21 protein-coding genes are annotated in these 25,352 nt (G+C 65.6%); 14 read left to right on the forward strand and 7 right to left on the reverse strand.

Features of this window, described 5'->3' with window-relative positions; all coding sequences use genetic code 11:
- Positions 1–25: 25 nt before the first annotated feature.
- Complete coding sequence (locus tag NFG57_RS06790) at positions 26–1,480, reverse strand: Na+/H+ antiporter NhaC family protein (RefSeq protein WP_348815753.1); 1,455 nt, start codon at positions 1,478–1,480, stop codon at positions 26–28.
- Between the two features lie 257 nt (positions 1,481–1,737).
- Here NFG57_RS06790 and NFG57_RS06795 point away from each other — a divergent pair, with 257 nt between their 5' ends.
- Complete coding sequence (locus NFG57_RS06795; protein WP_045993333.1) at positions 1,738–2,415, forward strand: FCD domain-containing protein; 678 nt, start codon at positions 1,738–1,740, stop codon at positions 2,413–2,415.
- A 254-nt stretch (positions 2,416–2,669) separates the two neighbouring features.
- On the opposite strand, the gene NFG57_RS06800 is transcribed toward NFG57_RS06795, so the two are convergent.
- A complete protein-coding gene (locus NFG57_RS06800) occupies positions 2,670–3,362 on the reverse strand; it encodes a GntR family transcriptional regulator (protein ID WP_222569258.1) in 693 nt (230 codons plus the stop codon).
- 107 nt (positions 3,363–3,469) lie between these two features.
- Positions 3,470–5,224 (reverse strand): IlvD/Edd family dehydratase, encoded by a 1,755-nt coding sequence (locus tag NFG57_RS06805; protein ID WP_348815754.1) that lies wholly within the window; start codon positions 5,222–5,224, stop codon positions 3,470–3,472.
- A gap of 331 nt (positions 5,225–5,555) precedes the next feature.
- Here NFG57_RS06805 and NFG57_RS06810 point away from each other — a divergent pair, with 331 nt between their 5' ends.
- From NFG57_RS06810 to NFG57_RS06840, 7 genes are all read left to right on the forward strand, one after another.
- A complete protein-coding gene (locus NFG57_RS06810; protein WP_045993331.1) occupies positions 5,556–6,527 on the forward strand; it encodes a tripartite tricarboxylate transporter substrate binding protein in 972 nt (323 codons plus the stop codon).
- Between the two features lie 57 nt (positions 6,528–6,584).
- Entirely contained in the window at positions 6,585–7,094 is a 510-nt protein-coding gene (locus NFG57_RS06815) for a tripartite tricarboxylate transporter TctB family protein (RefSeq protein ID WP_045993330.1), read from the forward strand.
- Positions 7,095–7,173: 79 nt separating this feature from the next.
- Positions 7,174–8,682, forward strand: a complete 1,509-nt coding sequence (locus NFG57_RS06820; RefSeq protein WP_045993329.1) for a tripartite tricarboxylate transporter permease — start codon at positions 7,174–7,176, stop codon at positions 8,680–8,682.
- 99 nt (positions 8,683–8,781) lie between these two features.
- On the forward strand, positions 8,782–9,903 hold the full coding sequence (locus NFG57_RS06825) for a mandelate racemase/muconate lactonizing enzyme family protein (RefSeq protein ID WP_108447595.1): 1,122 nt from the start codon (positions 8,782–8,784) through the stop codon (positions 9,901–9,903).
- A 76-nt stretch (positions 9,904–9,979) separates the two neighbouring features.
- Positions 9,980–10,921: a dihydrodipicolinate synthase family protein gene (locus tag NFG57_RS06830; RefSeq protein ID WP_348815755.1), complete on the forward strand. Its 942-nt coding sequence runs from the start codon at positions 9,980–9,982 to the stop codon at positions 10,919–10,921.
- Complete coding sequence (locus NFG57_RS06835) at positions 10,914–11,936, forward strand: D-glycerate dehydrogenase (protein ID WP_348815756.1); 1,023 nt, start codon at positions 10,914–10,916, stop codon at positions 11,934–11,936. The genes NFG57_RS06830 and NFG57_RS06835 overlap by 8 nt, the downstream gene beginning before the upstream one ends.
- Positions 11,933–13,171 (forward strand): alpha-hydroxy acid oxidase, encoded by a 1,239-nt coding sequence (locus NFG57_RS06840; protein ID WP_348815757.1) that lies wholly within the window; start codon positions 11,933–11,935, stop codon positions 13,169–13,171. The genes NFG57_RS06835 and NFG57_RS06840 overlap by 4 nt, the downstream gene beginning before the upstream one ends.
- A 21-nt stretch (positions 13,172–13,192) precedes the next feature.
- Here NFG57_RS06840 and NFG57_RS06845 read toward each other — a convergent pair whose 3' ends face one another.
- Complete coding sequence (locus tag NFG57_RS06845) at positions 13,193–13,624, reverse strand: STAS/SEC14 domain-containing protein (RefSeq protein WP_045993324.1); 432 nt, start codon at positions 13,622–13,624, stop codon at positions 13,193–13,195.
- A gap of 281 nt (positions 13,625–13,905) precedes the next feature.
- Here NFG57_RS06845 and NFG57_RS06850 point away from each other — a divergent pair, with 281 nt between their 5' ends.
- The 5 genes from NFG57_RS06850 to NFG57_RS06870 all read left to right on the forward strand — a co-directional run bounded on the left by NFG57_RS06850 (position 13,906) and on the right by NFG57_RS06870 (position 18,513).
- The gene (locus NFG57_RS06850; RefSeq protein WP_213230607.1) at positions 13,906–14,430 is read left to right on the forward strand and encodes a hypothetical protein; all 525 of its coding nucleotides are present in this window, start codon (positions 13,906–13,908) and stop codon (positions 14,428–14,430) included.
- A gap of 258 nt (positions 14,431–14,688) precedes the next feature.
- Positions 14,689–15,180, forward strand: a complete 492-nt coding sequence (locus NFG57_RS06855) for a VOC family protein (protein WP_222569265.1) — start codon at positions 14,689–14,691, stop codon at positions 15,178–15,180.
- Between the two features lie 172 nt (positions 15,181–15,352).
- Positions 15,353–17,026 (forward strand): carbon starvation protein A, encoded by a 1,674-nt coding sequence (locus tag NFG57_RS06860; protein WP_348815758.1) that lies wholly within the window; start codon positions 15,353–15,355, stop codon positions 17,024–17,026.
- 17 nt (positions 17,027–17,043) lie between these two features.
- On the forward strand, positions 17,044–17,310 hold the full coding sequence (locus tag NFG57_RS06865; RefSeq protein WP_045993347.1) for a cory-CC-star protein: 267 nt from the start codon (positions 17,044–17,046) through the stop codon (positions 17,308–17,310).
- A gap of 195 nt (positions 17,311–17,505) precedes the next feature.
- Positions 17,506–18,513 carry a TRC40/GET3/ArsA family transport-energizing ATPase gene (locus NFG57_RS06870; protein ID WP_124804298.1) on the forward strand — a complete coding sequence of 336 codons (1,008 nt, stop codon included), beginning with the start codon at positions 17,506–17,508 and terminating at the stop codon, positions 18,511–18,513.
- 24 nt (positions 18,514–18,537) lie between these two features.
- Here NFG57_RS06870 and NFG57_RS06875 read toward each other — a convergent pair whose 3' ends face one another.
- Together NFG57_RS06875 and NFG57_RS06880 are read right to left on the reverse strand one after the other, a co-directional pair.
- Positions 18,538–21,651, reverse strand: a complete 3,114-nt coding sequence (locus NFG57_RS06875; protein ID WP_348815759.1) for an efflux RND transporter permease subunit — start codon at positions 21,649–21,651, stop codon at positions 18,538–18,540.
- Complete coding sequence (locus tag NFG57_RS06880) at positions 21,651–22,775, reverse strand: efflux RND transporter periplasmic adaptor subunit (protein ID WP_348815760.1); 1,125 nt, start codon at positions 22,773–22,775, stop codon at positions 21,651–21,653. The genes NFG57_RS06875 and NFG57_RS06880 overlap by 1 nt, the downstream gene beginning before the upstream one ends.
- A 435-nt stretch (positions 22,776–23,210) precedes the next feature.
- Between NFG57_RS06880 and NFG57_RS06885 the strand changes: the two genes are divergently transcribed.
- Entirely contained in the window at positions 23,211–24,386 is a 1,176-nt protein-coding gene (locus tag NFG57_RS06885) for an NAD(P)/FAD-dependent oxidoreductase (protein ID WP_348815761.1), read from the forward strand.
- A 19-nt stretch (positions 24,387–24,405) separates the two neighbouring features.
- Here the strand turns inward: NFG57_RS06885 and NFG57_RS06890 are convergent, their stop codons facing one another.
- Positions 24,406–25,308, reverse strand: a complete 903-nt coding sequence (locus NFG57_RS06890; protein WP_108132603.1) for a LysR family transcriptional regulator — start codon at positions 25,306–25,308, stop codon at positions 24,406–24,408.
- Positions 25,309–25,352 lie beyond the last annotated feature (44 nt).

Genomic DNA, 25,352 nt, shown 5'->3' on the forward strand with positions numbered 1-25,352 from the left:
CGGTGACGCAGGCCCTGGCGGAATATCAGGCCCCGGAGGCGGAGCCGGCCGGCTGGCGCTCGTCGCTGCCATGACCCAGGGTCAGGCCGGTGAGTACATAGAGCAACGAGAAGGCGATGGCGCCGTAGCAGAGGATGGCGTAGACGAAGAAGTCGTCGGTGGCGACCCCCAGGGTGGCGGCGGTGAAGGCGCCGGTGACGCCCCAGGGCACCAGCGGCGACAGGGTTGTGCCGGTGTCCTCGAGGATACGTGACAGGTTCCTGGTCGGGCTGCCGCTGCTGGCGACCAGCGGGCGCAGCAGCGGGCCAAGCAGCGAGAAGGTCACGTAGTAGCTGCCGGTCAGCAGAAAGGCCAGGCTATGCAGCGCCATGGAGCCACCGAGCACCTGGCGCCGGCCGGCGTGGCGTCGGGCCAGGTAGGCGATGGCGGCGTCCAGGGTGCCGGCACTCTTGAACGGGGCCCCCAATACGGCGGCGGCGATCAGCACCGCCACGGTGGACATCATGCCCTGCAGGCCACCCCGGGACAGCATCTTGTCGACCATGGCGACCCCGGTATCGGCGACGAAGCCTGCGTTCATGGCGGAACCGATCTCGGAAAGGCTCGCGCCCTGGAGCACCACCGCGATCAGCGCCGCGCTGACGATGCCGAGCATGAAGGCGGGCAGCACCGGCTTCTTGGCCAGGATGCAGCCGAACACCACCAGGGGCGGCAACAGGGTCAGCAGATTGTCGCTGAAGGTGGCGGCCAGGGTGTCGATGATCGCCTGGGTCTGGGTCGACATGCCGTCACCGGCGAGGGTCGCCCCGGAGGTGGCGACGTCGCTGCCGAGCCAGGCGTAGACCGCCAGGGCGATCAGGTAGGTCGGCAGGGTCGAATACAGCATATGGCGGATGTGGGTGATGATATTGACCTCGCATACCGCCGAGGCCATCACCGTGGTATCCGACAGCGGCGACAGCTTGTCGCCGAAGAAGGTGCCGGTGACGATGGCGCCAGCGGCGTAGGCCGGGGGAATGCCGAGTCCCAGCGCGACCCCCATCAGCGCCACGCCGATGGTGCTGAGGGTGCCCCAGGAGGTCCCGGCCATGACCGACATCAGCGAGCATGACAGGCAGGCGACGACCAGAAAGAGCCCCGGCGTCAGCGACTCGAGGCCCAGGGTGACCATGGCAGGAATGGTGCCGGAGAGCATCCATACCCCCACCATCATGCCGACGCTCATCAGGATCAGGATGGGTACCAGCATGGCCTGGATGCCCTTGAGCAGATCACTTTCCAGACGGGACCAGGCGATACCCCAGGCAAGGCATAGCGTCATGGCGATGGCGCCGGCGACGATCAGCGCCACCGCGGTGGGAATGCCAAGGCCCATGATGCCGACCAGCAGACTGCCGATGGCGGCGATGAGCAGAAGCAGATGGCGAGAGCCAGACAGCGAGACAGCGGGCGCTGTCGAAGGGGAAGCGTCTTGGGACATGGGCGTGTTCCGAGGCTGTTGTTGTGGTGAAGGGGACAGGCTCCGCCCTGTTGGGTCAGGGTTTTCTGTGTCGGGGCATTCTGTGCCAGGGCCTGTTTTGTCAGAGATATCGACCCTTGTGGAAGAAATATCTCGATCGTTGTAAGAAATATCGTCTACTGTATTTAATATCGATATTTTGGAAAAACTATGGCCCAGCGCTTGGCGAACGTCAATTGCCGACGTACTCTGCAAGCCTGTTATTTGCGAGTGTTGTCATGATCAATTCCCAACCAGCCGAGGTGGCGGCGAGCGGCGAAACGGCGGCGAGCCAGGTGTTCAGTGCGCTGAAGCAGGACCTGATCCGTGGGCGTTTCGCGGCGGGGGAGAAGCTCGCCATCAGCGCGCTGAAAGAGCGCTACGAGGTGGGGCTGAGCCCGCTGCGGGAGGCGCTCAACCGGTTGGCCGCCTACGGCCTGCTGGAGCAGCACAATCAGCGCGGCTTCCGGGTGCCGCCGCTGTCGGCGGAAGAACTCGAGGATATCTCTCGGCTACGTATGCAGCTGGAGTGCATGGCGCTGACCCAGGCCTTCCAGGAGGGTGACGCCGAGTGGGAGTCGCAGTTGCTGGCCGCCAGCCATCGTCTGTCGCGGGCCAACAAGGCCCAGGGCGAGATCGAACAGTGGGAGCAGGCCCACCAGCGTTTTCACCGCACCCTGTTGGCGCCCTGTGGTTCGCACTGGCTGTTACGCTTCATCGAGCAGTTGCACGATCAGTTCGATCGCTATCGCCGGCTGGCCCCGGGCAACCCGGAGATTCGTGACCGCCTCGATGCCCAGCACGGCGAGCTGGTCGAGCTGGCGCTGGACCGGCGTATCCACGATGCCCGCTACCTTCTCGAAGATCATATCCGTCAGTCCTGGGAGGTCGCCAAGGGCGCCTGCGAGCAAGGCTGATGGCTCGCCCTGTCGGCCGCTGGAGGAAGCGCTGGAAGAGTCTAGGCGCTGTCCGAAAAGTCGACGAGCGAAGGTTAGACAAGGCAAAAATCGGTGAGAAAGCGCAGTTTACGGGGTGTAAATGAGCATTTTGATCCGATTTTTAACGCCGTATTACCGAGCGCAGGCACTTTTCAGACAAGCCCTAGTGGCGCGTCAGTTCCCGGAGGTCGCCAGGGGCGCCTTCAAGGGATGCCTGCGACGGATGTCAGCGCCTAGCGATTGGAAGGATGCAGCTCGAGGTAGCGATTCTTGGAGGGCAGCAGGTGCTGCCGGCATAGCTCGCGCAGCGCGTGGCGGTCCTGTTGGCGGATCGCCTCGATCATCGCCTGATGCTCGTGGCGCGCCCGGGACAGGCTGTGGCTGTCGGCGATGGCGATAAAACGAATGCCGTGGGCCTTCTGGGCGAACTCGTTGATGGTTTCGTAGAGGTAGGGATTGCCGGTCGCCGCGAACAGGGTGCGGTGAAAGGCGATATTGAGATGGAATACCCGTCGCAGATCATGGGCGTCCACGGCAGTGCTGTAGCGCTGATGGATGTGCTCGAGCTCGCTCAGCCACTGCTCCGGCGCCGGTAGTGGCAGGGCATCGACACCGGCGAGTTCGAGGATCTCACGCATGGCATAGAGCTGCTCGACCTCTTCGGGCGTGTAGGCCTTGACGAAGGCGCCGCGGTTCCTGATGCGTTCGACCAGGCCGATACTCTCGAGCTGAAACAGCGCCTGACGCACCACGTGGCGCTTGCAGTCGAAGCGCTCGATCAGGTCCTCCTCGACCAGCCGCTCCCTGGGGTGCAGACGCCCCAGCACGATGTCCTCCTCGACACTGCCGACGATGTCCTCCGCCACGCTGGTGGCGCTGGGACGACGGGTGCTGTTGGAAGGGTCCTGCACGCTGACCTGGCTCATCTCGCATCCTCTGCGATCACGATGGTGAAGCGGCGACGAGACGGTCCCGTCGCCGACTCCAGTCTATCAATAGCGCTCACCGCCTTCATCGGCTCGAATGACTTTCCTCACTCCTGGGTCGGCACGCGACAGTGGGACTCGGGGCGGCACACCTTGAAGTCACAGCCCTGGTCGGCCTGCAGGATCTGCTCCATGAACAGTCGACGATAGCCGAGCATCGGTGGCTGCTCACGCGGCGGGGCCGTGGTCTCCTGGCGGCGGCTCTCCAGGGTCTGCTCGTCCACTTCCAGCGAAATACGGTTGGCAGAGACGTCGAGTTCGATGATGTCGCCGTCGCGCACCAGCCCCAGCGTCCCTCCTTCGGCGGCCTCCGGCGATACGTGCAGCACGATGGTGCCGGCGGCGGTGCCGCTCATGCGTCCGTCCGAGATGCGCACCATGTCCTTGACGCCCTGGGTGGCGAGTTTCTTCGGGATCGGAATGTATCCGGCCTCGGGCATACCCGGGGCGCCCTTGGGGCCGATGTTGGCCAGCACCAGGACGTCGTCGGCGTTGACGTCCAGGTCCGGATCGTCGATGCGCGTCGCCAGATCCTCCAGCGAATGAAAGACCACCGCCCGTCCGCGATGCTGCATCAGCTCCGCAGACGCCGCCGACTGCTTGATGATGGCGCCGGCCGGGGCCAGGTTGCCGCGCAGCACGGCGATACCGCCTTGTGCGTAGACAGGACGGGAGCGTGGGCGCACCACCGGCTGCTCGACCAGATGCACCGCCGCGTCGATGTTCTCGCCCAGGGTGCGACCATTGATCGTCATGGTGTCCAGGTGCAGCAGGGGCTTCAGCTCTCGCAGCAGCGTCGGCAGGCCGCCGGCGCGATGCAGATCCTCCATGTAGCCCTCGCCGGAGGGCTTGAGGTCGACCAGCACCGGCGTCTCGCGGCTCATGCGATCGAAGGCGTCCAGGTCGATGTCGATGCCCAGCCGACCGGCGATGGCGGTCAGGTGGATTAGACCGTTGGTCGACCCACCCAGTGACAGCAGCACCCGCAGGGCATTTTCGAAGGCCTTGGGGGTCAGGATCTGGGAGGGCGTGACCCCGTCACGGGCCAGCCGTACCGCCTCGGTCCCGGACTGCTCGGCGATGCGCTGGCGGTCGGCGTAGACCGCCGGCGCGGTGGCGCTGTTGGGCAGCATGATGCCCAGGGTCTCGGCCAGGCAGGCCATGGTGCTGGCGGTGCCCATCACCGAACAGGTACCCACGGTAGGCACCAGCTTGTCGTTGACCTCGCTGATCTCGGCGTCGTCGATGTCCTGGCCGCGGTAGGCCGCCCAGTAGCGACGGCAGTCGGTGCAGGCGCCGACCCGGGTGCCGCGATGGGAACCCGACAGCATGGGCCCGGTGACCAGCTGGACGGTGGGTATATCGGCGCTGGCCGCCGCCATCAGCTGGGCCGGCACCGTCTTGTCACAGCCGCCGATCACCACCACCGCATCCATCGGCTGGGCACGGATCATCTCCTCGGTGTCCAGCGCCATCAGGTTTCTCAGGTACATGCTGGTGGGGTGGGCGAAGGACTCGTGCAAGGTGATGGTGGGGAACTCCACCGGCAGCCCGCCGGCCAGCATCACCCCTCGCTTCACGCTCTCGACCAGCCCCGGCACGTTGCCGTGACAGGCGTTGTAGCCGCTGTAGGTGTTGGCGATGCCGATCACCGGCCGCGACAGCGCATCGTCGGTATAGCCCATGCCCTTGATGAACGCCTTGCGCAGAAACAGCGAAAAGTCGGCGTCACCATAGTTGGTCAGGCGGTTGGACATGCCCCGGGTGGCGTTGTTGTGGTTGTTGTCTGAGTCCTGGCTCATCGATCGGTCCTCGTATCTTTATCGCTGGCGCCGAACAGCCCCTTCGCAGTAGGGCGTTGCGTCGTGGTTCGCTAGCTAGGTTAGGACGAGAAAAGATGGTTAACAAGATTATTGACAATTTTATTGGCGACCGTCTACGTTGAATCTGGCAGTCACGACGTGCCCGGCGCCTTCGCCCCGACTCAGCGCCCCAAGACAGCGTCCCAGCGTCCTGAGACAGGGCCCAGCGCTCGGAGACAGCGCCTGAGCAGGTGCGCGATGACCGCGCCCGTCGCACGTACCAGTGCAAGACAACGATAAAGACAACGACAACCGCACAAGAGGTGCAGCCATGAAACATCGTGGAGCTTACGCCGCCATCCTTCTGTCGACCCTGCTTCTGCCCGGCGCCGCCATGGCGGAGTACTCCGCCGGCGACGAGATCAAGGTGCTGCAGGGATTCAAGGCCGGCGGGGGCAGTGACGCCCTGGCCCAGCTGACCCAGCCGTTCCTGCGCGAGTCGCTGGGAGTGGACTTCGTCAACGAGTACCTGCCGGGGGCTACCGGTGCCATCGCCTGGACCCGCCTGGCCAAGCAGACCGAGGCCGACGGCACCACCATCAGCATCACCAATACGCCGATGCTGATGACCAACTACATCATGAACGACACCATCACCTACTCGGTGGACGAGCTGACCCCGATCGCCAATGTGGTGACCGACCCGGGCATTATCGTGGTACCGGCGGAGAGCCCCTACGAGACGGTGGAGGAGTTCCTGGCCGCCGCCGAAGAGAACCCGGGCACCATCACCGTGGGCAACTCCGGCGTGGGCGGTGATGACTTCTTCTCCACCATCCTGATCGAGCAGGCCTCCGGGATCAGCTTCCAGAAGGTGCCGTTCCAGGGTGACGGACCTTCGGCCACCGCCGCCATGGGCGGGCAGATCGACGCCAGCTTCAACAACCTGGGCAACGTCTACGGGCACATTCAGTCCGGTAGCCTGAGGCCGCTGGCGGTGTTTGCCCGCGAGCGCCTGTCGATGCTGCCCGACGTGCCGACCCTGAGCGAGAAGGGCATCGAGGTGGTGGCCGGCTCCTCACGTGGCTACAGCGCACCGGCCGGCATCCCCGATGAGGCGCGCCAGCAGCTGATCGACGCCTTCGAGGCACTCAAGACCAACGAGGAGTTCAAGAAGGTCGCCGAGGAGCGGGCCATGAACCTCGATATCCAGACCGGCGACGACTATCGCCAGATGATCGAGGACATGGAAGGCCAGTTCGAGGAGATCTGGGCCAGCGTGAAGGACGAGATCAACGGTTGATCGGTGCGCTTGCCGACGGGCCTGGCCCGTCGGCAAGCGACCGAGGGAGTCATACTGATGAAACTCAGTCGCCTGCTGTTTGGCCTTTTCGCCCTGGGGGTGGCCACGCTGTTCGGGGTCACCTCGCTGGGCTATCCCGACGCCGCGGCGCGGATGCCGCTGATCTACGCGGTGGTGGTGGGACTGTTCGCCATCGCCATGATCGTGCAGGAGTTGACCGCGCATTCCCGCGCGCGGGCCCAGGCCTCGTCGAGCGCCGCGCCCACCCTCGAGGGCAGTCAGCTGGCCGAGGGCGAACTCACTGAAGGCGATAGCGCGCCCGCGCCGCCCGCCAGGCCGCTCAAGGCGATGGCGGTGTTCGTGTTCGCCGCCGTCTACATCTACAGCATCTCCTGGCTCGGTTATGTGGTCGCCACGGCGGCCTTCATGGGCCTGTCGCTGTGGCTGGTGCGCCATGTGTCGCTGCGCTTCAGTCTGATCGGCATCGCCGGTCTGATCACCGTGGTCTGCCTGGTGTTCATCGGCTTTCTGGGCCTGCCCGTGCCGCTGTTGCCACCGCTGTTTTAAGTCCTGTCGTGCGCTTCGCCACACCGATCGGCTTCGCTGAGGTCGTCATTGCACCCGCGCGAACCTGGAGCCTGACCCTATGAACGACTCGCTTGTGATGGTGGGGCTGAGCAACGTGCTCACCTTCACCAATATTGCGCTGATCCTCGGCGGCACCCTGCTGGGGCTGTTCGTCGGCGCCATGCCGGGGCTGTCCGCCACCATGGCGCTGGCGTTGCTGTTGCCGCTGACCTTTACCATGGACCCGGCGACGGGGCTCAGCATGCTGGCCTCGCTGTACGTCGGCGCCTCCTACGGCGGCTCCATCGCCGCCATTCTGCTGCGTACCCCAGGCACGCCCTCGGCGGCGGCCACGGTGCTCGACGGCTTTCCGCTGTCCCAGCAGGGGCAGGCGGGCAAGGCGCTGGGGGTGTCGCTGTTCGCCTCCTTCTTTGGCGGCCTGATGAGCGGTATCGCCCTGCTGACCGCCGCACCGTTGCTGGGGGTGCTGGTGTTGAAGTTCGGCCCGGTGGAGCTGTTCGCCATCGCCGTGCTGGGCATCACCATCATCGGCTCGCTGTCCCAGGGCTCCATCGTCAGCGGATTGCTGTCCGGCATCATGGGGCTGTTGCTCAGCACCGTGGGCATGGACCTGATCACCGGCACACCGCGCATGACCTTCGGCAACATCAACCTGTTTTCCGGCATCGAATTCACGGTGGCGCTGATCGGGCTGTTCTCGATTCCCCAGGCGTTGATCCTGATCGAAAACGCCCACGACAGCGACAAGGTGGCCAGCAAGATCACCGATCGGCTGGTACCGCGGCTGAAAGAGCTGCGCACGTTGATGCCCAACATCCTGCGCTCCGGCGGCATCGGTATCGTCACCGGCCTGATCCCCGGCACCGGCGGCGACACCGCGAGCTGGTTTGCCTACAACGAGGCCAAGCGCTTTGCCAAGGACAAGAGCCGCTTCGGCAAGGGCGACATCGCCGGCGTCGCCGCCCCCGAGGCCGCCAACAACGCGGTGGTCGGCGGCGCGCTGATTCCGACCATCGCCCTCGGTATCCCCGGCAGTTCGTCCACCGCCATCCTGCTGGGGGCGCTGATGGTCCAGGGCATCCTGCCAGGCCCCAACCTGCTCACCGACTATGGAGATGTCACCTACACCCTGATCTGGGCGGTGATCTTCGCCAATGTCGGCCTGCTGGCGGTGGGGCTGATGTTCACCCGGCTGTGCGTCGGGGTGACCAAGGTGCCGGACAGCTTCGTCGCCTGCGCCATCATCACCCTGTGCGTGATCGGCGCCTTCGCCATCAACAACAGTCTGTTCGAGGTGGGGCTGATGCTCGGCTTCGGCCTGTTCGGCTACTGGATGAACAAGGCCGGCATCTCACCGGCGCCGATGGTCATCGGTCTGATCCTGGGGCCGGTGATGGAAACCAGCTTCCAGCAGTCGATGCTGATCGGCCAGAACAGCCCGATGATCTTCGTCGAAAGCCCCATCGCCATGGTGCTGCTCGGCATCGCGGTGCTGTCGATCCTCCAGGCCACGCCGGTCTTCCGCTGGCTGCGAAGCTCGTTGCGGCGCGGGGCACGCACCGGCTGATCGTGGCGCTGTCACCGCTTCGATAGCGGCGACAGCGCTTCATCAACGCCAGCAACCATGCTAGCGACAACCACAACAATGTCTCGAAAGGAGCCCACCATGACGCGTATCAGCGACGTCCGTGCCCGCACCATCAGTGTTCCGCTGGACCATCCCACCAGCTTCTCCAATCGTCAGGTGTTCAAGCGCGACTACGCCCTGGTGGAGGTCGAAGGCGACGACGGCGTGGTCGGGATCGGCTTCTGCTACGGCGGCAACAATGCCGGTCTGCTGGTATCACAGGCGGTTCGTGAGCTGCTGAGGCCAGTACTGCTGGGGGCCGACGCCCACGCCACCGAAGGCCTGTGGCAGGCCATGTATCAGGAGTCTCTGCTGCATGGTCGCTGCGGCTCGGTGATGCGGGCCATCAGCATTCTCGACACCGCCCTGTGGGATCGCAACGCCCGGGCGGCGGGGCTGCCGCTGTACAAGTACCTGGGGGCGAGTGACAGCGACAGCGTCCCGGCCTACGCCAGCGGCGGCTACTACCTCGACGGCAAGACGCCGGAGATGCTGGGCGAGGAAATGGCCGGCTACGTGGCGCAGGGCTTCAAGGCGGTGAAGCTGAAGGTGGGACGCGAGGACCTGGCCGGGGAAGAGGCGCGACTGGCGGCGGTGCGCGAGGCGGTTGGCCCCCACGTGGCGGTGATGATGGATGCCAACAACGCCTGGCGCGACCTGCCATCTGCGCTTGCGTTCATGCGCATGGCCGAAGCGTACTCGCCGTTCTGGATCGAGGAGCCGTTCAGCCCCGACGACATCGACAACCACCGCCGTCTGGCCGAGCGTACCCCGGTGCCGGTCGCCACCGGCGAGATCGAGGCCGGACGCTGGCGCTTCAAGGAGCTGCTGGACAAGGAGGCGGCGATGATCCTGCAGACCGACGCCGCCGTGTGCGGCGGCATCACCGAGTTTCGCCGCATCACCGCCACGGCGGCGAGCTACGGGGTCGAGGTCTATCCCCACTGGTTCCATGACCTGCACGTGCACCTGGTGGCCTCGGCGCCCAACGCGCGCATGGTGGAGTTCTTCGCCGATGATCAGGTCCTCAACTTCCGCCGGCTGATCGACACCCAGCTTCAGTTCTCCGACGGCAACCTGCTGCTGCCAAGCGCCCCGGGCCTTGGCTTCAACTTCGACAGCGAGGCGCTGGAGCGCTACGCCAGCGAGCCCTGGTCGTGACCCGTCGTCATCGGACGCTGGTCGGGCGGGGCCCGACCTCGATCGAGCGCTCCACTCCATTTAAGGAAATCGCATCATGACAGCCACCAACCTGTCCCATGCCGGCGACGCCTGGTCGCCGGTGATCACCCCCTTTACGTCGAATCTCGCCGTCGATACCGAGCGCTTCGTTGCCCACTGCCGCTGGCTTGACTCCCACGGGGTCGGACTCGCGGTGTTCGGCACCAACTCCGAGGCCAACTCGCTGACCCTTGGCGAGAAGCGCGAGCTGCTCTCACAGCTTGGGCAGGCGGGCATCGATCCCTCCCGGCTGATGCCGGGCACCGGCCACTGCGCCATCGACGATACGGTCACGCTGACCCGCGACGCGGTAGACATGGGCGCGGCCGGAGTGCTGATGCTGCCGCCGTTCTATTACAAGGGCGTCAGCGACGAGGGCCTCTATCGCTACTATTCCGAGGTCATCGAGCGGGTAGGCGATGCGCGCCTGCGGCTGTATCTCTACCATATTCCGCCGGTGGCCCAGGTGCCGCTGTCGATCGAGCTGATCGCACGGCTGCGCGAGGCCTTCCCCGAGATGGTCGCGGGGATCAAGGACAGCGGTGGCGACTTCGCCAACACCCAGGCACTGATCGACGCCTTCGGCGCCGACGGCTTTGCGGTGTACGCCGGCAGCGAGCGTTTTCTGCTGGCTACGCTGCGCGGCGGGGGAGCGGGCTGCATCAGTGCCACCGCCAACGTCAATCCGGCGGCCATCGCCGGGCTCGCCGCCGACTGGCAGACAGCCGAGGCCGATGAACGCCAGGCAGGGTTGAACGCCTTGCGTGATCTGTTCGAGCGCTATCCGCTGATACCGGCGATGAAGGTGGCTACCGCACATTTTTCGGGACAGGCGTCCTGGGCGACGCTACGCCCGCCCTTGATTGAACTGGCGTCAGGGCGTCGCCAGGAGCTGATCGCGGCGCTGGAAGAGCGAGACTTCGCCATGCCGGGACTCAAGGAGGAACAACATGGATAAAGCACCCGCTGCCCGCGATCGTGGTAAGGCGCCTCGTATCGTCGCCCTGAGGCGGCTGGGCGAGGAGGAACTCGCGGCCTTGAACGAGGTGGGGCAGGTGGACTATTTCGAGGATCTGAACGAGGGCAATCGCGAGGCCTTCGAGGCAGCGATGGCCAGCGCCCACGGTCTGATCGGCGGCAAGCTCGAACTCGATGAGGCGATGCTCGAGCGCTCGCCTCATCTCGAGGTGGTGTCGACCATCTCGGTGGGCTACGACCAACTGCCGCTCGAGGCGATGAATCGTCGGGGCATCCTGCTGTGCAATACCCCGGACGTGCTCACCGAGACCACCGCAGATACCGCCTTTGCCCTGATCATGGCGACCCAGCGGCGGCTGGTGGAGCTGTCCTGCATGGTGCGGGAAGGGCGCTGGACGTCTCATGTCGGGCCCGACCAGTTTGGTCACGACGTGCACGGCAAGACACTGGGTATCGTCGGCGCCGGGCGTATCGGCGCGGCGATCGCCAGGCGCGGCGCGCTGGGCTTCGGCATGTCGGTGCTGTACACCGCGCGGGCACCGAAGCCTGAGCTCGAGCAACACCTCGGCGCCGAACACTGCTCCCTGGACGAGCTGCTCGCGCGTGCCGACATCGTCTGTCTGGCGGTGCCCTACAGCGATGACACCCATCACCTGATCGACGCCGACGCCCTTGCCCGGATGAAGCCCTCCGCCGCGCTGATCAACATCGCCCGGGGCAAGGTCGTCGACGAGACGGCACTGATCGAGGCGCTGGAACAGGGCACCATCCGCGCCGCCGGGCTCGACGTCTTTACCCGGGAGCCGCTGGACGCCGGCTCGCCGCTCGCGCGCATGGACAATGTAGTGGTGTTGCCGCATATCGGTTCGGCCACCCACGAGACCCGTGCTGCCATGGCGCGGCGCGCAGTGGACAACCTGATCGGTGCGCTGGTCGGCGAAGGCCCGGTCAACGCCGTCAACAAGGCGTCCTGGCGAGCAGGGAGGGCATCATGAAGCGACGTCTCGAGCGCATCCTGAGCCTGGACGACTTCGAGCGGGCGGCGCGTCGTCACCTGCCGCGGCCCCTGTTCGGCTATGTCGCCAGCGTGGCCGAGGAGGGCGAGACGGCAAGGGCTGGTCGCGAGGCCTTCAATGAAGTGCACTGGCTGCCCAGGGCGCTGGTCAATGTGTCGTCGATTTCCACCGAGGTGGAGCTGCTGGGGCAGCGGTTCTCGCAGCCCTTCGGTATCGCTCCCATGGGTATCAGCGCGCTGACCGCCTACCGGGGCGACATGGTGCTGGCCGAACAGGCCCAGCGTGCCGAGATCCCGATGATCGTCAGCGCCTCCTCGTTGATACCCATGGAAGAACTCGCCGAGGCCACCGGCGCGGACTGGTTCCAGGCCTACCTGCCCGGCACCCTGGAGGGCATCGACGCCCTGCTTGAGCGGGTCATCCAGGCCGGCTACAAGCGTCTGGTCATCACCGTCGACTACCCGGTGCCGCCCAACCCGGAAAACCATCGTCGCTCGGGCTTTTCGAGCCCCTTGAAGCCGAGCGCGCGGCTGGCCTGGGATGGACTGACACGTCCGCGCTGGCTCACCGGTACCTTCCTGCGCACCCTGCTGCGTCATGGCGTTCCCCACTTCGAGAACAACGCGGCGACGCGCGGGGTGCCGGTGCTGGCGAAGCATGCCGCCCGCGACTTCGCCGGCCGGCGTCACCTGGACTGGTCGACCCTCGAGCACGTGCGCTCGCGCTTTCCCGGCCAGCTGGTGGTCAAGGGGATCCTGCATCCCGACGACGCGCGCCGGGCCTGCCAGGCGGGCGCCGACGGTCTTATCGTGTCCAACCACGGCGGCCGCCAGCTCGACGCTACGGTGGCGCCTATGACCATGCTGCCCGAGGTGGTGAAGGCGGTGGAGGGCAAGGTTCCGGTGATGATCGATGGGGGCTTTCGCCGCGGCGGCCAGGTGCTCAAGGCGCTGGCGCTGGGGGCCGACTTCGTGTTTGTCGGCCGGCCCTTCAACTATGCGGCGAGCGTCGCCGGAGGGGCAGGGGTCGCCCACGCCATTCGTCTGATGAGCGAGGAGATCGAGCGCAACATGGCGCTGCTCGGGGTAACCGCCATCGACCAGCTCGGCCCCCACCTGCTGCGCCGCAGGGAAGGTGGCACGGCGGGTGCCACGACAGCCGCCGATACGGGAATCGGGGCGGGCGTCGAGACCGGCGACAAGGCATCCGACTGAGCCGCTCGCGCCTGATGTGCGTTAGGCCCCGTGGTAGCCCTTTTGCTCGGGCTCTTCATCGGCGTCATCGGTGGCTGCTTCGGGCAGTTCGGCCACCCACTCCATGGCCGCGCTGTGCTCCTTGTGGGAGAAGGTGCGGATCTCGATCTTCCTGACCAGCTTGTCCTCGAGATGGGCGATGTGCTTGATCCACTCCTTGTCGGTGATCACCGCGGCGCGATGGTAGTGGTCAAGCTCGCCGATCTGGGTCAGGCCATAGCCCAGGTCACGTAGCAGCGCGGTCAGGGTCATCCAGCGCAGGTTGTCGAGTTCCGCTACCAGGCTGACCTTGGGGCAGCGCTTCTTGGTCATTTCGATCAGATCGATGGCTTGCTGGAGTTCCTGCGCGGTCACGGTACCGCCGGCGCGGATGGCGACCACGTGTTCGGCCGGGTGGGGAATCTGCTCGAGCATCTTGAATCTCCTTGTCGGGGACGGCGGGACTCACGTCGCGATGCAGCGTGACGGGATTTTCTCAGCATAGTCGCTGTGGCATCCATGGCGGCCGATCTTCCGTGTTCGACGCCAACGCTTTGCCGTCCTTGCACTCGGTCGTAAGGCCTGACGTAACGATAGCGACAACGACAGGTAGGCCCCGACCTTGCTTCGAACGTAGCGATAGATACAGGTGTGAACACAGCAATGTCGGCGCCATGACCAGACCAGGCATCATCATGCAAAGGAGGGTGGCGAACATGCAAGCGGATGGAGAGAAAGGCCAGACGGTGGGGTGGGCGAGCTGGGCCCTGGCCTTCGGCCTGGTGGGGGCACTGGGCTGGGTCGCGCCGGCCCATTCACAGCAAGCCCAGGCAGCCGACACGTCCTCCGGTCAGGCAACCGTCATCGAGTTGACCCAGGTCGGCTGTCAGTTCCTGGAAAGCGAGAACGGCACCGATCACGGCATTCACCCCCAGAGCAAGGCCGACTGCGAGGCCTTCAACGACGACACCGGTGAGGCGCGGCTGGCAGAGGCCAGGGTGCTGAAAGTGCCCGCCGGAGACTATGTGTTCCGGGTCAAGAACGAGGGCGTGCCCTATGACCTTGGTTTCTGGCTGCGTGGCGACGGCCTGCTCAACCGCGCTCGGCTACCCAGCGTATCCGGCGGTGGCCTCGGCACCGGCCAGACCGGGGATTTCGCCGTCAGCCTGGAGCCCGGTGAATACGTCTACTCCTGCCCACTGAATCCAACCCTGGACTATAAGCTGGTTGTCGAAGGCTAAGGATAAAGCGGAAGGCTGGCGCGGCAAGTACCTGCGGTCGTCGACAATTCGGCCCTGCCCAGGCATGTCGGTGATCTCATCACCGTCAGTGGATCACGACACCTGACGATCGCCTACGCCGCCGACGAAAAAGCTTAACCACTTTGATACCCGCTGTGTCGTTTCGACACGGCGGGTTTTTTGTATCTCCAGCATCAGAGTTTTCCCGTCTAGGCTCTCAGCAATAGCTGTCGTACGCCAAAGCGTCAGGAGGGCCAGATGGCAAAGGTCGAACCCCGCGCGCCCAAGCCGCGTATCGGAATGATCACCCTCGGTGTTCACTCGCTCGAACGGGCCATCGACTTCTATCAACAGGGGCTTGGCTGGCCTCGCCTGGAAGACAGCGCCCCCAGGATCGCCTTCTTTTCGCTGCAGGGTACCTGGCTTGCCTTGTACGGCTGGCACGATCTGGCCGATGACCTGATGGTCAACGCCGGTGGCGAGGGCTTTCGCGGCGTGACCCTGGCCTACATGGCCGAGGACCCCGAAGAAGTGGACGCGGTGCTGCTCCAGGCCCGGCGAGCGGGCGGGAACCTGCTCAAGCCTGGGCAGAAGGCCTTCTGGGGCGGCTACTCCGGCTACTTTGCCGACCCTGACGGGCACCTCTGGGAGGTGGCCCACAATCCCTTCTTCTGGCCTGGGCCGGGCGAACCCCAGGCCAGGTCCAGCAGCGCCAGATCCAGCGGCGCCAGATCCAGCAACGATAATTGATCTCGGTCCACGTTCTGGCGGATATCCAGGATGCTGTTTTTCCAATAAAAACAAAGCTGTTAAGCAGGGGGTAGGACGTCGAGGAGAGCCTGGTGGCTACGGGTGCTGTGCTTTCAGGAAGGGACCCTCGACGCAAGGCCGTTACCAATAACCTGCCGCAAGGGAGTCGCTCATGAGTGCAGTCATCGTGTTGGTCCTGGGGTTGGCCGCCATGGCCCTCGGGTACTTCATCTACTCGAAGTTTATCGCCGAGAAGGTGTTGAAGCTGTCCAGGGACTTCGTCACCCCCGCCCACGAGTTCGAAGATGGCGTCGACTTCGTGCCGACCAACCGCTACGTGCTGTGGGGCCACCACTTCACCTCGGTGGCCGGAGCGGCGCCCATCGTCGGCCCGGCCATCGCGGTCATCTGGGGCTGGGTACCGGCCTTCCTGTGGGTCATCTTCGGCACCATCTTCTTCGCCGGGGTCCATGACGCCGGCGCGATCTGGGCCAGCGTGCGCAACAAGGCCAAGTCGGTGGGCGCGCTCACCGGGGAAGTGGTCGGCACCCGCGCCCGCAGCATCTTCATGATCGTGATCTTCCTGCTGCTGCTGATGGTCAACGCGGTCTTTGCCGTGGTCATCGCCGGCCTGATGATGAAGTTCCCCTCGGCGGTCATTCCGGTGTGGGGGGCCATCCTGGTGGCGCTGGTCATCGGCCAGTTGATCTATCGCCGGATCATCGGCCTCGGGCTGGTGTCGGTGATCGGTGTGGTGGCGCTCTACGCGCTGATCGGCATCGGACCGGCGGTGCCGATCCAGATGCCCACCGAGGTCGGCGTGCTGTCCGGCCAGGCGGTGTGGATCCTTTTGCTGTTCGGCTATGCCGCCATCGCCTCGCTGCTGCCGGTGTGGATGCTGCTGCAGCCGCGCGACTACATCAACGGCCTGCAGTTGTTCATCGGCCTGATCATCCTCTATGGCGCCCTGGCGCTGTTGAACCCGGACATTGTTGCGCCTGGCTTCAACAGCGATGTGCCCGAGGGCACGCCGTCGCTGTTCCCGCTGTTGTTCGTGACCATCGCCTGCGGCGCGATTTCCGGTTTCCATGGTCTGGTGTCGTCCGGCACCACCTCCAAGCAGCTGGATCGCGAGACCGACGTGCGCTTCGTCGGCTACTTCGGCGCGGTGGGCGAGGGCATGCTGGCGCTGGGGTCGATCCTGGCGGCCACCGCAGGCTTCGCCACCCTCGGCGACTGGCAGGCCATGTACGACGCCTTCGGCAAGGGCGGGGTCAACGCCTTCGTCGAGGGCGGTGCCTTCATCATCCACCACGGCATCGGTCTGCCCCAGGCCACCGCCGCGACCCTGCTCACGGTGATGGCGGCACTGTTCGCCGGCACCACCATGGATACCGGCCTGCGCCTGCAGCGCTACATCTTCCAGGAGTGGGGTGAGATCTACGACCAGCCGTGGATGAAGAAGCCGGCGGTGGCGACCCTGCTGGCGGTGCTGTCGTGCCTGGTGCTGGCCTTCGGCGCCGGGGCAGACGGTTCCGGTGGCCTGATCATCTGGCCGCTGTTCGGCACCACCAACCAGCTGCTGGCCGGCCTGACCCTGCTGGTGGTCACGGTGATGCTGATGCGCAACCATCGCCCGGTCTATTACACCCTGATTCCCCTGGTGTTCCTGCTGATCGTCACGGTGCTGGCGCTGCTGGCCCAGCTCAAGAGCTTCTTCGTCGCAGGCAACTACTTCCTGCTGGCGCTCGATATCGTGGTGCTGATCGCCTCGGTGCTGGTGGCGATGGAGTGCGCCTCGGCGCTCAAGCGGCTGCGTCATGAAGTGCGCGGGGAGGCGCCGTGAGCGATCACGACGAGGGTCTGGCCAAGTGGCGTCGCTGGTTGTCGTCGGCGCGCCACTTCGCCGAGGAGTCCTACTCGGCGCCGTATCGCGGTGCCATCGCCCGCGCCCGGCGCGACGAGGACGACCTGTTCATGCTGCTGGTGTTCTCGGAGCTGATGGGCATGCCCAATCCGGTGGGCTACTACACCCTGGAGCTTCAGCCACTGTTGATGGAACGGTTCCATGACTGGCACCAGCGCATGGGCATGGAGCGCTCACCGCTGGATGACTTCCGCTGCTGCTGAACCGGCGGCGGAGGACCATCACGACACCCTCTAGCAACAATTGCCGGGACCGAGCGTGCGCTGGACAAGGGGTAACGCTGTACCGGGCTGACAAGGGCAGGGCTGACAAGGGCAGGGCTGACAAGGGCAGGGCTGACAAGGGCAGGGCTGACAAGGGCAGGGCTGACAAGGGACCAGAATGGACAAGGGAAGACCATGAAGGAACTGCTGGATCGTCGCCGACTGTGGGTCGGCGGCAAGGGCGGCGTCGGCAAGACCTCGATGTCGGCGGCGCTGGGCGTGCTGGCGGCACGCCGAGGCAAGCGCGTGCTGGTGGCCTCCACCGACCCCGCCCATAGCCTGGGCGACGTCTTTGCCAGTGAACTCGGGGATACCCCGCGGCGGCTATTGCCCGGCCTGGACGCCATGGAGATCGATCCTGATCGCGAGGTCGAGGCGCATCTGGCGCGGGTAACCGCCCAGATGCGGCGCTATGCGGCGCCTGCCATGATGGATGAGCTGGAACGTCAGATGCGCCTGTCGCGGCAGTCGCCGGGGACCCAGGAGGCGGCGCTGCTGGAGCGGCTGTCGCGACTGATGACCGACGACAGCCTGCCCTACGATCTGGTGCTGTTCGACACCGCGCCCACCGGTCATACCCTGCGCTTGTTGAGCCTGCCCGAGGCCATGGCCGCCTGGACCGACGGCTTGCTCGCCCATAGCCGCAAGTCCGAGCATCTGGGCAAGGTGCTGGCCCATCTGACGCCTGGCTCTCGGCGCGACGTGGCCTCGCCGTTCGAGTCGGACGACGAGGCAGCGTCCCGGGATCAGGACCCGCGCACCCGGGATATCGCCGAGACCCTGCTGGCGCGACGGCGGCTGTTTCATCAGGCCCGCCGGCGCATCCAGGACGCAAGTCACAATGGCTTCCTATTCGTGCTGACGCCGGAGCGCCTGCCGATCCTCGAGACCGCCCGTGCCGTGGCGTCACTGGAAGAGGCGGGGATTCCCGTTGCCGCCACCCTGGTCAACCGCGTACTTCCGGTAGAGGCGGACGGCGACTTTCTTGCCGCCCGTCGCGTGCAGGAAGAGACCTACCTTGCGCGTATCGATACGACCTTCGCCCACCTGCCGCGTCCGCGGGTGCCCTGGCTCGCCACCGACGTCCAGGGTGTCCCGGCGCTGGAGACCCTGGCCGACTGCCTGGAGAACGCAGGTTTTTAGAACGCTGGTTTCCAGGACAACGGTTCAGTGGGCGTCCGGCGACTGTTCCATCTCTCGCTCCAGCTTGCGCGCCACGTCGCCGGGCGAGCCGGTGCGCCGTGCCATCAGATCGTAGGCCACCGGTACCACGAACAGCGTAAAGAAGGTGGCGGCGGCGACGCCGGTGAAGATCACGGTGCCGATGACGATGCGCGTCTCGGCGCCGGCGCCGCTGGACAGGATCAAGGGCACGCTGCCGGCGATGGTGGTGACCGAGGTCATCACGATGGGACGCAGGCGGGTCATGGCTGCACGCATCAGCGCCTCGCGGAACTCGGTGCCTTCGTCCCTGAGCTGGTTGGCGAACTCGACGATCAGAATGCCGTTCTTGGCGGCGAGCCCCACCAGCATGACCAGGCCCACCTGGCTATAGATATTCAGCGACTGACCGGTCAGCCACAGGCCGAGCAGGGCCCCGCCGATGGCCAGGGGCACCGTCAGCATGATCACCAGCGGATGGACGAAGCTCTCGAACTGGGCCGCCAGCACCAGGAAGACCACCAGGGTGCCGAGTACCAGCAGGAAGGTGGTGGCGCCGGTGGACTCGCGATAGTCCCGGGCCGCGCCCTTGACGTCGGTCTGCACGCCCGCCGGCAGCACCTCACTGACGGCGTTCTCGAGGTAGTCCAGCGCTTCGCCCATGGAGTAGCCGTCGGCCAGATCGGCCTGCAGGGTGATCGCGCGCAGGCGGTTGTAGCGGTTGAGCTGGCTGGGCCCGGCGAAGGCCTCGACGGTGACCAGGCTAGACAGCGGGACCAGCTCACCGGTGCGGTCCGAGCGCACCCGCACGTTGTCCAGGGAACTCGGCGTGGGGGTGGAGCCGCGCTCGCCTTCGAGGATGACGTCGTATTCTTCGCCCTGGTCGGTGAAGCGGGTCACGGTGCGGCCACCCAGCAGTGTCTCCAGGGTGCGGCCGATCTCGCTGACGGTGACGCCGAGATCCGCGGCGCGGGTGTAGTCGATATTGACGTTGAGCTGGGGCTGGTTTTCCTCGTAGTCGCTCTCGAGGTTCAACAGTCTCGGATTGGTCTGGCGAATATGGTCCATCAGGGCGTCGCGCCAGGTCACCAGCTGCTCGTAGCTGCCCCCGCCAAGCACGAACTGCACGCCCTGTTCGGTGCCGCCGCCGAAGCCCTGGCGCATCACCGGGAAGGCGCGGATGCCGGGCAGGTCGGCCAGTGACTGGCGCACCTCGTTCATGATCGGCCAGGCGGGCCGGCGCTCGGCCCAGTCCGACAGGCCGACGATGGCGAAACCGGAGTTGAAGTTCTCGGTGTTGCCGCGCCCCTGGGGAGCGATGATCAGCACCCGTTCGACCTCGCCGGTCTCGCGCAGGGGCAACAGCCGCGCCTCGACCTCGTCCATGTAGTCCTCCATATAGGAGAAGGTGGCGCCGGGCGGGCCGCTGATGATGACGAAGAAGGTGCCGCGGTCTTCCCGCGGGGTGTACTCGGCCGGCAGTTGAGGATACAGCCAGGCGATCCCGGCCAGCATCGCCACAAAGCAGGCTACCACCAGCCAGCGCGCCTTGAGCACGACCTCCAGGCAAGCCCGGTAGACGCCCTGGGCCCAGTTCAGCCCTTCGTCGACCCAGTGGGCCAGGCGTCCCTCGTGAAGACTCGGCGACAGGATCTTGGAGGCCATCATCGGGGTCAGGGTCAGCGCCAGCAGGGTGGAGATGGCCACCGCCGCCGACAGGGTCAGGGCAAACTCGGTGAACAGCTTGCCGACGTCGCCCTGGATAAAGCTCAGGGGCACAAACACCGCGATCAGCACAAGGCTGGTGGCGATGACCGCGAAGGCCAGCTGGCGGGCGCCGCGGAAGGCAGCCACCAGCGGTGTCTCGCCGTACAGGTGCATGCGTCGATGGATGTTCTCCAGCACCACGATGGCGTCGTCCACCACCAGGCCGATGGCCAGCACCAGTGCCAGCAGGGTCAGCAGGTTGATGGTGAAGCCCATGGCCGCCAGGGCGGCGAAGGTGCCGATCAGGGTGACCGGCACGGTGACCGCCGGCACCAGGGTGGTGCGCAGGTTACCGAGGAACACGAAGATCGCCACGACCACCAGGCCGATGGCGATCAACAGGGTGCTGACCACCTCGCGAATGGCGCCGGACACGAAGGTGGAAGCGTCGTAGTTGAGTGACAGGCTCATGCCGTCCGGCAGGCGAGGGGACAGCCGTTGCATTTCGGCGCGCACCGCCTTGGACAGCGCCATGACGTTGGCGGTGGACTGCTTGACCATGCCAAGGCCCACCACCGTCTGGCCGTTGCCGCGAAACAGCGAGCGCTCCTCCACGGTGCCGAGTTCCACCCGGGCCACGTCGGCCAGGCGCACCAAATAGCCGCCTTCGCCGCGATCGAGCACCAGGGCGCGGAAGTCCTCGGGGGTCGAGAAGCTTCGTGGCAGGCGCACCATGAACTGACGATCCTGTGACTCCACCGCGCCGCCGGGCAGCTCGACGTTTTCAGCCCTGAGTGCGGACTCCACGTCGCTGACGGTCAGCCCGCGGGCGGCCAGGGCGTCATTGTCGAGCCACACCCGCATGGCGTATTCCTTGGCGCCGCCGACGAACACCCCGGAAACGCCTTCCTGCACCGAGAAGCTGTCCACCAGGTAGCGCTCGGCGTAGTCGGTCAGCTCCGCCGTGGTATAGCCCTCGCCGGACAGCATCAGCCACATCACCACCTCGGAGCTGGTGTCCTCCTTGCGCACCTCCGGTGGGTCGGCCTCGTCCGGCAGATTGTCGACGGCGCCGGAAATACGGTCGCGCATGTCATTGGCGGCGGCGTCGATGTCGGTGGACAGGCTGAACTCGACGTTGATATTGGAGCTGCCGTCGGTGGAGGTGGAGGAGATCACCTCGATGCCGGCGATGCCGGCGATGCGCTCTTCGAGTACCTGGGTGATACGGGTCTCGACCACGTCGGCGGACGCCCCGGGGTAAGCGGTGCGGATGCTGACGATGGGCGGATCGATGGTCGGGTATTCCTGCAGCGGCAGACGGGTCAGCGCCAGCAGGCCGAAGGCGACGATCAGGGCGGCGAGGACGGTGGCCAGCACCGGGCGCTGGACGGAAACGTCGGACAGGCGCATCAGGTGTCGTCTCCCTGGCGCTGCTCGAGCAGGATGTCACTGACGCTGGTGGTGTCGTCCTCGATGCCGATCAGCGTGATCCGGGAGGCTTCATGCAGGCGGTCATTGCCGTGGGTGACCACCAGCTCGCCGGCCTCGAGTCCCTTGACGACTTCCACGTCGCCTTCGCGCCGCGAGCCTACCTCGATATCCCGGCGGACCACCTCACCGGCCTCGGTCGACGTCGGCTCGCGGGTGGTCAGTACCCACACCCGCTGGCGCTGACCTTCAGGGACCAGCGCGGACTCGGGAATCACCAGCGCCTGACGAGGGCTTCTGGCGATGGTCACCCGCATCAGCATGCCGGGACGCAGCAGCCTCTCTTCGTTGTTGAGCAGGGCACGCACCGAGATGCTGCGGCTGATCGGGTCGATGCGCGAGTCGATGGTGGCGATCTCGCCCTCGAACACCCGGTCCGGGTAGGCCGCGGTGGTGGCGGTAAGCGTGAGCCCCCGTGACAGCGAACCGAGCTGGACCTCGGGCACGTCGAAGTCGAGCTTCATGTGGGAGACGTCGTCCAGGGTGGTCAGCTCGGTGCCCGGGGTGACTAGGGTGCCGACGCTGATGTCACGCACCCCGACCACGCCGTCGAAGGGCGCCTTGACCCGGTAGTTCTCGAGCATCGCCTCGAGCCCGGCGATGGTCGCGTCCACCTGCTGAAGCTGGGCACGGCTGTCCTCGACGTCGGCGCGGGGCGCCAGATTGCGGCTTTCGAGTTGGGCGAAGCGATTGACCGCGTTCTGTCGCTCGGTGCGCAGTGCCTGGGCCTCGCGCAGGGCGGCGCGTTCCTCGATATCGGACAGCTCCACCAGCACATCGCCTTGGCTGACCTCTTCCCCGCCCTCGAAGTTGAGCGCCGAGACGGTGTCGGTCACCGTGGCCGACAGGGTCACGCTCTCGTTGGCCGACAGCGTCCCCAGCGACTCCAGCGGATCGGACCAGGCCTCCTGGGTCACCTCGGCGGCGATCACCGGGGTGGGGGGAGGCCCCTGGGTGCCGGCACCGCGCTGCTGCGCCAGGCTGGGCGACACCACACCCGCCAGCACCGGGGCCAACACCAGAGCCAGGGCCAGGCGAACCCCCATCCTCCCTGGTCTCGACGTGCGATGCGATAGGGTCCTGGGGCAACGAACTGACGGCATGGCAAGCTTCCTGCGTTGGGCATTCTACGGTGGACGGCGCTCGAGGCGTGGCCGACGCACAGCGTAAACGATCGGATACGATGGTCGTACACAAGTGTCCGAGGATAGCGACAGCATGCCTGAGACATGGCCTCGCTGGCTTGAGCAAGGTGCGGGTTGCACAATCTTTTCGCAAGTCGTTCGCCGAGTAACAACAGGCCGTTGCATGCCACGGTGTTTCAGGGCGAATCGAGTGGACGGCTCTGCTAGTATGGCGGGCTTTTGTTGCGCCAAGGGTTTCGGCAGCGCGCTTGCACATGGCGACCAGCCCAGGGTGAGGCGCGGCCGACGAGGGCGCCAGGGCGTGATGCGAACAACGGGCGGTGAGGGGAATGATCCATGAAGGTTGACGTGGTAGTGATTGGTGCCGGAGCCGCCGGTCTGATGTGTGCGCTGACGGCGGGCTACTCCGGACGCTCGGTGCTGGTGATCGATCACGCCAACAAGCCGGGCAAGAAGATCCTGATGTCCGGCGGCGGGCGCTGCAACTTCACCAATATGGCGACGACCCCGGCCAACTTCTTCTCCGCCAATCCCCACTTCTGCATCTCGGCGCTCAAGCGCTATCGCCCGGAGCACTTCGTCGAGCTGGTCGAACGCCACGGCCTCGAGTACGTCGAGAAGGCGCCGGGACAGTTGTTCTGCGCCGACTCCGCCAAGGACCTGCTCCAGGTGCTGCTGACCGAATGCGACTGGGCCGGCGTCGAGCTACGCCTGAAGACCAGCGTCGAGCGCATCGAACGCCAGGGCGAGGGCATGCGCCTGGCCACTTCCGCCGGGCGCATCGATGCCGGTGCAGTGGTCGTCGCCACCGGTGGGCTGTCGATCCCCAGCATGGGCGCCACCGGCTTTGGCTACGATATCGCCCGTCAGTTCGGCCTGGAGGTCACCGATACCCGGGCGGCGCTGGTGCCCTTTACCCTCACTTCGCAGTGGAAGGAGCGGGCGGCGGCGCTTGCCGGGGTGTCCACCGACGTCGTCGCCCGCTGTCGCGGGGGCGAGTATCGTGAACCCTTGCTGTTTACCCATCGTGGGCTGTCCGGTCCCGCCATGCTGCAGATCTCCAGCTACTGGCAGCCCGGCGACGACCTCGAGATCGACCTGATGCCCGGCAAGGACGCCTTCGAGGCGCTGTGTCAGGCCCGCCGCGATACCCCCAAGCGTCGCCTGTCCACCTGGCTGTCCGAGCACTACCCCAAGCGCCTGGCGCAGTCCCTGGTGGAGTGGCAAGGCGATGACGGCGTACTCGCCGAGCGCTCCAACGCAAGCCTTGCGGCCTGGGCGGACTTCCTCAACCGCTTTCGCATCAAGCCCGCCGGCACCGAAGGCTGGCGCACCGCCGAGGTGACCATGGGCGGCGTCTGCGTCGACGCCATCTCGTCGAAGACCTTCGAAGTCCAGGGCCTGCCCCAGCTTCGCTTTATCGGCGAGGTGCTCGATGTCACCGGCGAACTCGGCGGCTACAACTTCCAGTGGGCCTGGGCGTCGGCCGTGGCCTGCGGCCAGTCGGTGTAGACGCTTCGTCCCCCCCTGCCTACTCATGCGACGGCAAGGCCTCCATCTCGCTGACCAGATGGTCGATGAAGCGGCGGATGCGGATCGGCAGGTGATCGGCGTAGGGGTAGACCGCGTAGATGTCGGCGTTGGGTAGCTGGTAGTCCGGCAGCACCCGTACCAGGCGTCCCTGCTCCAGATGTTCGTGCACGTCCCACTCGGCGCGCACGGCGATGCCGTGGCCGCGAATGGCCCAGGTCAGCACGCTCTCGCCGTCGTTGGCCGACAGGTTGCCACGGACCTTGACCTGATGGTGACGTTCTCCCCGGGTGAAGCGCCAGTTGCCGTAGGTGTCCTCGTTCTGTCTGAGCACGATGCAGTTGTGTTCGCTCAATGCTTCCGGGGTGTCGGGATGCCCGTGTTTCTTCAGATATTCGGGTGATGCACAAAGCAGACGTCGGTGGGAGGCGATCTTTCTGGCATGCAGTCCCGAGTCGGGAAGGGTGCCGAATCGGATACCGATATCGAAGGCATTTGCCACCAGATTAAGCGGGTGATCCGAGAGGTGAAGCTGACAGTCGATATCGGGGAATTGTTCGACGAAAGATGCGACGAAAGGAGCAATATGACGTCGACCGAATCCGAAGGGGGCGTTGATTCTTATCTGTCCCGAGGCTTCGTCGGCGTTCACCTTTAGTGCATGGTGAAGCGCTTCCATGTCGGCCAGCATGCGCTTCGCGTAGCGCAACATGACGACCCCGTCCGGGGTCAGACTCATGGCTCTCGGGGTGCGGTAAAAAAGCTGGGTGTCCAGGGATTTTTCCAGATTTGCCAAGCGCTTGCTGGCAGCAGCCGGGGTGATGTCGAGATCCTTTGCGGTGCGCGACAGGCTGCCCGCTTCACACAGGATGACAAAGAATTCGAGGTCGGCAAGCGATTTCATGGTTAACCCAGGCGTCATGGTAGCTTCAACCGCCAGTCTATTGC

It is taken from the genome of Halomonas sp. H10-59, from assembly GCF_040070555.1.
Classification (GTDB): domain Bacteria; phylum Pseudomonadota; class Gammaproteobacteria; order Pseudomonadales; family Halomonadaceae; genus Halomonas; species Halomonas litopenaei.